Here is an 11,901-nt window from a genome sequence, read left to right as displayed (position 1 = left end):
AATGGCGGAGTGCAAACAAAGGACTTATCAATGGCATTGTTTTTAAAAGTTTCGAACTCACTGAACAGTTTATCATCCGGACTGGCCCAAAACCTCCGCGATGCAGGCAACAGTGTGTTCCAGCCTCACTATATCATTACCCAAACGGAAGGGATGAACAACTGGCTGAAACTCCAGCTGGCCAGCCACCTGGGCATTGCAGCCAACTGCCGCTTCCTAAAGCCCAACGACCTGCTCTACCAGCTGTACGTAGTGCTGGGAGGGCCGCATTCAGAAGTGCTGTCGCCGCAAAACCTCAGCTGGCTGGTATTTAAACTGCTCGGCCAGGAAGAGTTCATCGCCAAATACCCGAAAGTTGCCGCCTACTATACGGCCGATGAAACGGAAAGTGACCTGAAACGTATGGCCCTCGCAGAAAAAGTAGCCGATCTGTTTGACCAGTACCAGGTGTACCGCCCGGAAATGATCCAGGCATGGACCTTTACCGATACCCCCGAACTGGCCACCGCCGGATGGCAACACTGGCTGTGGGTAAAAGTAAAACAACTCTCCGGCGGCTCGCTTCCGGATAAAACCATCGTAGGGAATTTTATCCTCGACGCCCTCCGCAGCAACAGCCCGAAAACAGGACTGCTCACCCGCATGCCGGTCGTACACCTGTTTGGCTTATCCATCATCACCGCTTATCACGTAAAAATATTGCACGAACTGTCGTCTTTTATAGACGTGCATTTTCATATCATCAACCCTTCTCCGGTTGTATTCTGGTTCGACGACCGCAACGAAAAACAACTGGCCCGCTGGCGGCAAAAAGGTCTCAAAGATATCCAGGACTCCAAAGCAGGCAACGCCCTCCTCACCGGCTGGGGACGGGTAATACAGGACAGCTTCGGCCTCTTCTTTGCATACGATGCCTTCATCAACGCGTACGAAGAAATTGATACCGTGGAACCGGAACCGGATAGTCTCCTGCATAAAATACAATACGATATCTTCACCGCGGCAGCCACCACGGCCGACCGGCAGCTGATCACACCGCAGGATATCCGCGACGGCTCCATTACCATCAACGCCTGCTACACCGTAGCCCGCGAAGTGGAAGTGCTCTACAACTACCTGGTACACCTGGTAGCGCAACGGAAAGAAGCCTTATCGCCCCGCGACATCGTGGTAATGGTAAGCGATATAGATGCCTATGCGCCCTATATCAAAGCCGTTTTCAACAACGCGCCTTATACCTTCCGGTATACGATTGCGGATGAAAGTTACACCGACAACGACAATCTCTTTAACGCCCTGCATGCGGTCCTCACCATGAATGAGGAAAACTTCAAATCGGAAGCCGTGATGCAGCTGCTCGACTTCTCCTATATCCGCAAACGCTTTAACCTCCAGGACCCGGTGCTGATCCGCCGGATTATTGAGGCCGCCAATATCCGCTTCGGCATCAACGGCAGCAAAAAGGAAGAAACGCATTTCGTGAGCTGGCAATACGGTATCCAACGCATTATGTTTGGTATTTGCATGAGTGGGGAAGAAGAATACGGCCTCGGGGAAGACAGCTTCTTCCCGTTGGATATTACCGAAGGCAGCGACGCGCACGATGTGATCCGCTTCTGCCATTTTGCAGAAGTGCTCATGTCGTCTATCCTCGACAGGCGGCGCCCACGCACCATTGTGGAGTGGGTTGCCTATACCGAAAGGGTATTGCATAATATCGTGTACGAACCAGTAGATGATATCGACGAAGATTATAACACCCTCATCAAACAGCTCACCGCCTACAACGCGCTGAACGAATTTATGAGCGAAAAAGTAACCTTCGAAGTGTTTAGCCACAGCTTCCTGGACACGCTTACCGGCAGCACCCGCGCAGGATTGTTCGTAAACGGCGGCGTCACTTTCTGCTCGCTCATTCCGATGCGCAGTATCCCCTTTAAAGTGGTGGCGCTGATGGGACTGAACTACAATAAGTTTCCCCGTCGTGAAAATAAGTCGAGCTTTAACCTCATGGAAAAAGACCGGCAAAAAGGCGACCGTAATGTGAAGGAAAATGATAAGCACCTGTTCCTCGAAACCCTGCTTTCAGCAAAAGAATACCTGTATATCAGCTATATCGGGAAAGATGCAAAGGATAATACCGATCTTCCGCCATCCGTGCTGGTAGACGAACTGGTAGACTATATAGAAGCTGGTACAGCAGCCCCGGAAACCGTGCGCAGCGAACTGGTTACCTTGCAACCTTTACAAAGCTTCAGCAGGAAATATGCCGGTACAGATAACCGTCTTTTTTCCTATCTGAGCAATAAGGATACCGGCAAAAAAACATATCTCAACGAAAATAAAATTACTACTCCCTTAACCTTCGAAGAAATTACCCTGGAAGAACTGATCAGCTTCTTTAAAAATCCTTTCCGGGCTTATTATAATAAAGTACTGGGCATCCGGTATAACGACAGCCAGCTGCTGCTCAGCGAAACGGAGATCTTTGGTCTCAACAGGCTGCAGCAATGGTCTGTTAAAAATGAACTGCTGCCGGCTGCCGGCGATAAAAAGAATGCGCTGCAAACCACGCTGGTAAAAAAAGGCAAACTTCCGCTCCGCAATATGGCTACCGTTTCTATTCAAAAAATGGAAGAAATGGTAGTACCCGTGCGCAGCCTGTACGAAGCCGTTACCAAAGGCGCGGAAGAAAAACGGATTACCGTTGAATTACCGGTAGATAACAGCATGCTGAAAGGAAATCTGCGAATCTTTGATCAAACCCTGGTGCAGGTGTCGTGGTCAAAAAAAGAGAGCAAATACCTGGTAGAGGCCTATCTCCGTTATCTCGCAGGAAAAGCGGCAGGCGTGGTAACAGACCTCTGCTATATTTCCGGCGCTAAAAAAGAAGATGCTTTCCAGGCGATCCCATTAACATCTGAAGAGGCATTGAGGAGATTAACGGAAATTGTAAAAGTTTATAAGACGGGCTTCAGCAAAATAATATCCTTTTACCCCGACCTGGAAATCACGGAAAAAGATTGGCTCTCCATGGACCTTAAAAAGTTCAGGGATAAAATATCCGGGATGATCGACCGGCAGGAATCGCCGGACCCGTATCTCGTGCAGGTATATGAGCAGGGATTTTTTGAGAAAGAAGAAGCATTAACCGGCTACCTCGATATTTATGAGCTGCTGATATTGCCGTTAACAACCCTGCTGCCGGCTTATTTAGAAACACCCGATAAAGAGAAATGATCGATAGCATTATATATAAACAGTTTGACGCAGGCACCGTTCCGCTGGAAGGCAGCAACCTCATTGAGGCCAGCGCCGGCACCGGTAAAACGTACTCCATCGCCATACTGGTTTTACGGTTGATACTGGAGCAAAAGCTGTCTGTCAAAGAAATCCTGATGGTTACCTTTACCCGCGCGGCGGTAGCAGAACTGGAAGAAAGGATCCGGCTGTTTATCCGGCAGGCGTACAAAGTAAGCCGTGGACAGGAAATCAGCGATCAGAAAATTATGGACCTGGTGTTCAGCGTAATCGACTTCGATGATCCGCGCCCCGTGCAGCAGCTGTTGCGCGACGCCATCCTGTTGCTCGATGAAACGGCTGTACTTACCATCCATGGCTTTTGCCAGCAAACACTGAATGAATTTGCGTTTGAAACCAACCAGCTGTTTGGCGCCACCATGGTACCTGATCTCACGCCGGTTATTGAAAACGAACTGAATAAATTCTGGCGCAGGAGTGTAACCACGCTCAACGCTGCCCTGCTGGAACAGATCTGGGATGAGGACATGAAAACGGAGATGCTCAACGTGATCAAAGAACATCTCAGCGGAAAGAAATTCCTGGACTACCGGGAAGATACTCCCGACGATATCAGCGAAACCCTGCAGGAACAATGGATGCAGGAGCTACAGCAGTTAACGGCAAAAGAACAGGCCGCCAACGAAGCGTTGTATGCATACATTACTGCCAACAACGCGCATCTTACCGCAGCCTGCGCTACCAATCATAATACCCGGAAAGAATGGCCTGAACTGATTTCCCAACCGGAGCTGCTGGTAAAAAGGATCCGGAGTAAAAGAAGCAGCGCCAAATACATTGAGAAAGTTTTTGCAGACTTATTACCGGCAATTGACCAGGCAGATGAAATCAGCAAACAACTGCTGGAGCATCAACAATTGATCCGCCGGCAGGTGTATTATGCCGCCATCAAGGAAATCAGCGAACAGGTACGCGCCTTCAAAGAGCGCAGCAACATGATGGGCTATGATGACCTGATCAATAACCTGCATACCGCTTTAGTAAAGAATAACAACGAAGAACTGATCGCTTCCCTGCAAAATAAATACAAGGCCGTTTTTGTGGATGAGTTCCAGGACACCGATAAAGAACAGTTTGAAATATTCGATCGGGCCTTCGGCCAGAACACGATCCTGTTCTACATCGGTGATCCCAAGCAGAGTATTTACGCCTGGCGCAAAGCCGACATATTTACCTATTTCAATGCCCGCAACGGGGTACAACATGTTTACGACATGAACCAGAATTTCCGCTCGTCGGAAAACATGATCCGTGCCATGAACGTATTCTTTAAACCCACCCCGGACTTTCCAACATTTGATTTCACGGAGGAAAGCGACAGCATTGACTATATAGAAGTACACAGTCCTGATAATAATAAGAAAGGCTATCTCTATAAAGGCAATACACCGGATACACCTATTGAAGTAATTGCCTGCGATAAAAAAGAAACCATCTGCAACAGCGTAGCCGCGCAAATTGCGCAGCTGCTGCTGAATAAGGATTACCGCATAGAAAATAAAGAGGGCTCCCGCTCCATCGTTCCGTCAGACATTGGTATTCTCGTGCGCACAGGGCAGGAAGGCAGGGACATTAAACATGCCCTGGCGAAGTTGGGCATCCCGGCCGTTACCATCGACGAAGCCAGGGTGCTGAGGTCCGCGGAGGCACAGCAATTACTGCACCTGCTGGAAGCGATGGAAACACCGGACCGCTCATCTATTAACCGCGCATTGCTCGGTTCATTTACCGGCTACAACAGTCAAACCATCCTGCAACTGGACGATGAAACCATGCTGGACCTGTTTGCCAAGTACCGCACCTTATGGCAGCGCGATGGCGCGTACACGGCGCTCATGGAGTTTATTGCAGATTTCAGCGTGCGCCAGGTATTGCTCGATGGCCACACTGAAAACGGCGAACGGATCATCACCAACCTGTACCAGCTATCAGAACTGGTACACCAGGTGCAAAGCCGGAAAAACCTTTCCATGCGCGATCTTATCTCCTGGCTCAAACGCGGCATCGACGGCATGACCACCGATGGAGATGAATATGCACAGCGCGTGGAAAGTGATGAAGATGCCGTGAACATAGTAACCATCCATAAAAGTAAAGGGCTGGAATACAAAATAGTGATGGCGCCTTTCCTGGATTTTGTAGAGAAATCGAAAATTGAATTTGTGAGTTTCCGTGATCCGGCAACCGGCGATTACCTGGGCACACAAAAAGCCCTGCTCACGGAAGAGCAGTTAAAAGCCTATCAGCACCAGCAGGAACAGGAAAACCGCCGCCTGATATATGTAGCCATTACCCGCGCAGTATATAAATGTTATCTCTTTAAAAACTGTTATCACGCTTTTAAAGATTCGTCGCTGTCGGTTTTCCTGAAAGCACTGGCGGCCGAAGCGCCGGATGCCTCCCTGATACAGCTGCAGGGCCCCGTACCCGAAACGCCGGCAGAAAGCTATCGCCAGCAGCTCCACAAAGGCCAGCTGGCAGTGAGCCTCGCGCCGGTATCCTTTCAATTGAAAGAACAAAACTGGCGGAAGATGAGCTATACCATGCTGGCGGCAAAGCCGGAACACCAGCCACGGGTGCGCTCCTTCCAGCAAGCCGACCCTTACGATAACTTTATATTTACCACCCTGCGCAGAGGCGCTAAAACCGGTAACCTGCTGCACTTCGTCTTTGAAAGCATCAACTTCTCCGATAGCAGTAAATGGGAACACTGGCTGGAAGAAGCCATCCGGAAATTTGTGCCCGGCCAGCGGGAGGTATATCTCGAACGGCTACACGAAATGCTGCAACATGTGATGTACTCTACAATACATATCGATGGCGCCAGTTTCCAGCTGGCAGCGGTAGGGCGGCAGCAGCGGCTGGCAGAATTTGAATTTGATTTCCCGGTGCCGGTGTTTAAGTCGAACCTGCTCAATAATCTTTCAGACGACCAGGTAAGCATAAGCGTAAAACGGTTTTCAGAATACAGCAGCCAGGAGCTGGAAGGCATTATGAATGGGAAAATAGACCTGTTCTTTGAGCACCAGGGGAAGTATTATATCCTCGACTGGAAATCGAATTACCTGGGCAACAGTGTGGCCGACTACGATGCGGCGGGTTTAGCGGCAGCGATGAACGAAAACAATTACCATCTCCAGTACTTCATTTATACGGTAGCGGTAAAAAAATACCTGGAAAGCCGGATTCCTGGCTTTAATTATGAGAAGCAGTTTGGAGGCGTTATCTATTGCTTTGTACGCGGGGTCAGGAATGTGAGCGGGCAGGGAATATTTACTACGAAGCCGGATCTTAAAAAGATAAAGTTGCTGGAATCATTACTTACAAAATAAGAAAGGCTGGTCCGCAAAGACCAGCCTTTTACTTTTATGGCTTTTTGAAGATGCTTTCATCCACTGGTACATTATTTTCCAGTTTGGTAATGCTGATCTTTATACCTACTGGTTCCTGTGAAATAGCGGTACCATAGTTATAGCCATCCGCCGTTTTCAGGAAATTGCTGATGTCTGTTACCAGGTCCATCTGTTGTCCCTGGATTTCCAGCGAATTGGATGTTCTCAACACATTACCCGTTACAGGATCTACAAAGCAGGTAGTGGCGTTGCCGTTGGTGTAGGTAACTTTCACTTTGGCAAGTTTAGCGCCATTCACTGTGTCGGCGGGCAGCAGCTCCAGTTTGTTACCTTTCTCATTATAGCGGTAAAAATCACCGGTCAGATCCAGTTGTTTGCCCAACGCCTTAATGGTGGCGGAGTCCATATCTTCCGGATTAGTTTTACCCATTACCGGCATCTGCATCCAACCGCCGGCATCGGTTAATACCTGGATATTGGTGGTACCCATTGCTGTAAATTCCAGGCGCATGGCTTTGTCCTGCAATACCCATCTTTTGAAGGGAAAATTCATTCCCTGCATTTCCATGGTACCCTCTGCATACTGGGTTTTCAGTGTTTTCAACTTATCGGCGCCGCCGAGTGCCGCCACGTTTTTATTAACGATATCCTCCAGGGATTGCGCCTGTGTGATGATGCCTGAAAATATTACGAGCAGCAGCAGTGCGATTCTTTTTGTGTTCATCATAACCGTTAGATATAGGTTTATTTCACACAAATTAATTATCTCCCGGAAGAAAAACAAAAGCCGGGGAATTAAAACAGCCAGACGCCATTCATCATAGCCACGCCGCAGGTAGTTTCAAACGAGTTCACGTAGTTATCCGGGGTTCTGTGCCACCACTGGCCCCACATAAGACCATTGGAGTTACGGTAGTTCCATGCCTCCGCGGCGTTGTAGTTAAGCCAGGAGGCATAAGTACCCTGGTAGCTATGGTCCTTTACAAACCTGCAGGCCCAGCGGGCAAAGATGGCTTTGAAGCCCTGGCAGTCTTCGTTGTCATATTCATCCGGCAGCAGGCCCTGTGCGTTGCACATACTGATTTTCGTATAGTCCATGGCTTTAGCCCCCATTGCCTTGTAGTTATTGGAGGGGTAGGAGTTATGGAGCATGCTACAGGCGCCGATAAAAGTACCCTGGGTATAGGTACGGGCGCCTTCGGTAATTACGCCGGCAGCGTTCATGGCGCCTTTCACCTCGCCGGTGCCGGGTACATACAACTTAGTGACCATCCAGTCGACGATTTGTTTGGCTTTGGTTTTATAGGTCGCGTCGCCGGTAGCCTGGTAGAGATACATAGCGCAAATGGCGGCGGGCGCATTTACGCAGGCATTTTTGGTATTGTTGGCGGTGGTCCACCACAGGCCGCCGCCCAGGTTGGTGTCCCATGCGCGGTTCCACACCATATCGAAATTGTTTTTGGCCATATCTTTCATGCCGCCGTCGTTGGTGATCTGGAAGGCACGGATGCACATTAATGCGCCCCAGATCACGTCGTCGTTGTAGATGTTGGAGGTCCAGAGCAGGCCATAGGCATCGCGCATACCGTTGTACAGGTACACCATTTTGTTTTTGAGGTCTGCATCGTTGTTGATATTGTATGCATCAATCAGGGTTTCGATGGCTTCTGCCTGCCGCCAGAAATCCATCCGGCCGGTTTGGTTTACATCTGAATAGTAATAGGCTTTAAACGACGGGCCATAGGAGCCGTACTGATGATAAAATGCGTTGTTGTAGCATTGCATTGCCAGCAGCGCTTCAGATTTTACGGGTTGAACGGAGTTAATTGCCACCAGGCCGGAAGCAGTGCCTTCGGGGGTATTTTCGGAAGATTTGATCATTTCCGGCTTCTTACAGCCGGTAACCATAAATGCCAGGAGGAGCACTGCCATGCAGGTGCTGCGGAAAAGTGTTTGAGTTTTCATGTTTTTCAGTTTTGTGGAATAAAAAGATATCAGGTTTTCAATGTGCTCAGCCAGTCGTATATAAAGCCGTATAACTCAATAGGGGATGAGCCTGCGCGCTCATAACAGTGGAACCGGGTTTTGCGCAGGTGCTCACATACGAGGACAGGTATACAACCGGTAATTACTTACAGCCGGTAAAAATATTTTTGGGGAGATGCTAGCGGGGATGGCTACACGAAAGGGGGGATCTTATAACTGCACCTGGCTGTTGACCAGCTGAATAATTTCTTCGTGGATTTCCCGTATCGGGCGCATTTGTGCCGCTTCATTATAGCAGGTGATCCTGTTAATAGTTTTATCGGCTACCAACAGTGCATCATATTCTTTTTTCACGGCCAGCTGCAGGGAGAAGTCCGCTTCATGGATATCATCTTTTCCCTGGAGGTATTCCCGGTCTTCGTTTGCGCGTCTTTTAGTCAGCGCCGACTCGGTGAACGAAAACGGTACATCGAGGTAAATGGAGAAATGTGGCTTGGGGATTTTATTATAGTTGTATTCAAATTCATTGATCCAGTTGCGCAGGTATTGTTTTTCTTCGTTGGTATGGAGTTTAGCGCATTGGAAAGCAATGTTTGACAGCACGTACCTGTCTACCAGTACAAAATAACCATCGCTCAGCCATTGGTTGATGGTGGTGGCAAATTCTTTCCGGTCTTCAGCAAACAACAGGGCTACCAGCTGTGGGTGCACGTTTTTCACGTCGCCAAATTCACCACGCAGGAATTTAGCGATGAGTTCCCCAAACATGCCCTGGTTGCTCCGCGGGAAATGTACAAACCTGGTCTTCTCATTTTTAGACTCGAGGTATTTCGTCAGCAGGTCTATCTGCGTTGATTTCCCTGCGCCATCTAAACCTTCTACCGCTATAAATTTGCTGCTTTTATCCATTATGGAACGATTGTTAATCCGGAAGTTAAAGAAAATCCTTCGTGAGTGGGCGTGCAATGGCACTGCTTCCAATAAAAAAAGCCTGGTAAAATTACCAGGCTTTTTTGCTCCCCCTGCTGGACTTGAACCAGCGACCCTCTGATTAACAGTCAGATGCTCTAACCAACTGAGCTAAGGAGGAATATGACTATAAGCCCATTCAGATGAAGATGTCTTATAGATGCTCACCTTTTTGTGAACATCGGCGGCAAATCTAGTTAAATATTTGATTAAATGTGCAGGTTATATTGATTTTTATTGGGTGATGTAGAAATCGCCTACGGAGGAAGGGGACTGCCCGATAGTAGTTTCGGTCAACTTACCATCTTTCTTTGCTAAAATTGCATATGGAAATATTATATGAAATACTTAATATTGTCTCACTCCCTTTTTTGCCTGAAAAATATCAACCAATTCTGTAAATAAAATCATGGGGTTAAAAAGTATCGACAATGAAGAAGAAATACTGACGCAAATTGCCGGCGGCAGCCAGCAAGCATTTGCCAGGCTTTTTCACGGCTATGTAAATCAGGCCGGGCGTATTGTTTATACGATTGTTGGCTCCATGGAACAAACAGAAGAAATTTTGCAGGACATCTTTATAAAGCTGTGGAAAGACCGGGAAAAACTCACTTCGGTAAAACAGTTCAACGCTTACCTTTTTATTCTTCTTCGAAATCATACCCTTAATTACCTGACAAGCCTGGTGGCGGAAAGAAAGAAGCAGGAGCAGTATGCGCTCTTTGCCCAAAAGCAGGAAGATAAGGCGCCAGGCTATCCTGATAACCGCCTCGATATGCTGGATAAGGCTATCGACGCGCTACCCATGCAGCAGAAAACAGTTTTCCTGTTGCGGGCGCAGGGGTACCGGAACCCGGAAATTGCCCACCGGATGAATTTGTCCACCGATTCTGTAAAGAAATATAACCAGCTTGCGATTAAATTTATTTACCGGTATATGAAAGTGAGGGAAACAATTTTCTTGTCCCTGCTGGCTATCCGGTTGTTCAAATAAATTTTTCATCTCCATATCTCCTTTTACGCCCCCTTTACTGTCTTATATATTGGGCACCTACTTTAAGCCGCTATTATGCAGGAAGACAGGTTAATATACTTATACCAAAAAGCCGTTAACAACAGCATTTCCGAAGAAGAACGGGAAGAGCTGCTTGTTTTACTGGCAGATCCTGAGGCAAAGGAGCTTTATCATCAACTGTTTGACTGGGGCGCCAGGCAAACAACCCCGCAGGAGGACTTGTTTTCACCACAGCAAGCCGACGCTTTACTGGACCGCATTAACAAGGTGAATGAGCCCGGCAACCGCAGTAGTATATTTAAGTTGAGGCCAACACTTACATGGACAGCCGCCGCGGCTGTAACGTTGTTATTAGGGCTGGCTTCCTACCATTTATTTTACAGGCCCGCGCCACCAGTAAAGGCCAACAGGGAAATGGCGCAAATAACACCGCAACCACCTGCTAAGGCACATGTAATGCTTACTTTGTCTGACGGCAGACAGGTAGCCCTCGACAGTGCCGCAACAGAACAAATAATTGAGCAAAAGGGCATCCACGCAGTGAACAGTGGAAAAGGAGCGCTTACCTATGCCAGGCCAACAGAAAACGATGCAGCGCAGCCGGAGATTGTATTTAATACCCTTACCACGCCGCGGGGAAAGTACTATAAGATCATACTTCCGGACGGTACACGGGTTTCTTTAAATGCCGCTTCGTCCCTTCGCTATCCTACCATTTTCAGCGATGGTCAGCGCAAGGTAGAACTAACCGGTGAGGCATATTTTGATATCGCCAAAGATGCCGGCCAACCATTTGTAGTAGTAACGGGAAAGCAGGTTATTGCTGTACTGGGCACGGCTTTCAACGTGAAAGCATATGCCGATGAATCTTATATTAAAACTACCCTGGTAGAAGGCCGCATAAAGATTGATCCCAGGAATGGAACGGAAGCAAAGTTGCTTAATCCTGGAGAACAGGCCATACTGGAGAATAACCAGCTGCAAATCAGGAAAACAGATACCAGGGAAGATATCTCCTGGATGTCTGACATGTTTTATTTTTCAGACACCGACCTTCACGCTGTTGCACACCAACTGCAGCGCTGGTATGATATTGAAGTGGATTATTCATCCCTTCCAAACGCAAAATTATATGGGCAGCTGCCCCGCAGTACACCACTGTTACAATTACTGAGAGCTATAGAGAAAACAAGTGACATAAAACTAAAAATGAGCAATAACCGGGTATTAACCGCGCATTAATACCGTTTTTTTTAT

7 protein-coding genes and 1 tRNA gene are annotated in these 11,901 nt (G+C 48.1%); 4 read left to right on the top strand and 4 right to left on the bottom strand.

Features of this window, described 5'->3' with window-relative positions:
- Positions 1–30 precede the first annotated feature (30 nt).
- Both recC and recB read left to right on the top strand, forming a co-directional pair.
- Complete coding sequence (recC, locus tag ACLHR0_RS08385; protein WP_436485866.1) at positions 31–3,240, top strand: exodeoxyribonuclease V subunit gamma; 3,210 nt, start codon at positions 31–33, stop codon at positions 3,238–3,240.
- A complete protein-coding gene (gene recB, locus ACLHR0_RS08380; protein WP_436485864.1) occupies positions 3,237–6,653 on the top strand; it encodes an exodeoxyribonuclease V subunit beta in 3,417 nt (1,138 codons plus the stop codon). Before recC ends, recB begins: the two co-directional genes overlap by 4 nt.
- A gap of 34 nt (positions 6,654–6,687) precedes the next feature.
- Here the strand turns inward: recB and ACLHR0_RS08375 are convergent, their stop codons facing one another.
- From ACLHR0_RS08375 to ACLHR0_RS08360, 4 genes are all read right to left on the bottom strand, one after another.
- Positions 6,688–7,401, bottom strand: a complete 714-nt coding sequence (locus ACLHR0_RS08375) for a LolA family protein (protein WP_436485862.1) — start codon at positions 7,399–7,401, stop codon at positions 6,688–6,690.
- A 68-nt stretch (positions 7,402–7,469) separates the two neighbouring features.
- Positions 7,470–8,639, bottom strand: coding sequence for a glycoside hydrolase family 76 protein (locus ACLHR0_RS08370; RefSeq protein ID WP_436485860.1), 1,170 nt, complete (start codon positions 8,637–8,639; stop codon positions 7,470–7,472).
- Positions 8,640–8,870: 231 nt separating this feature from the next.
- Entirely contained in the window at positions 8,871–9,569 is a 699-nt protein-coding gene (gene tmk / locus ACLHR0_RS08365; RefSeq protein ID WP_436485858.1) for a dTMP kinase, read from the bottom strand.
- A gap of 107 nt (positions 9,570–9,676) precedes the next feature.
- Positions 9,677–9,750, bottom strand: a tRNA-Asn gene (locus ACLHR0_RS08360).
- 288 nt (positions 9,751–10,038) lie between these two features.
- Between ACLHR0_RS08360 and ACLHR0_RS08355 the strand changes: the two genes are divergently transcribed.
- Entirely contained in the window at positions 10,039–10,623 is a 585-nt protein-coding gene (locus tag ACLHR0_RS08355; protein WP_436485856.1) for a sigma-70 family RNA polymerase sigma factor, read from the top strand.
- Positions 10,624–10,698: 75 nt separating this feature from the next.
- Positions 10,699–11,886, top strand: coding sequence for a FecR family protein (locus tag ACLHR0_RS08350; RefSeq protein ID WP_436485854.1), 1,188 nt, complete (start codon positions 10,699–10,701; stop codon positions 11,884–11,886).
- The last annotated feature ends 15 nt before the right edge of the window (positions 11,887–11,901 follow it).

The sequence above is a fragment of the Chitinophaga sp. ARDCPP14 genome (genome assembly GCF_051362515.1).
Taxonomy (GTDB): domain Bacteria; phylum Bacteroidota; class Bacteroidia; order Chitinophagales; family Chitinophagaceae; genus Chitinophaga.
This window is presented reverse-complemented; position numbering and strand designations above follow the sequence as displayed.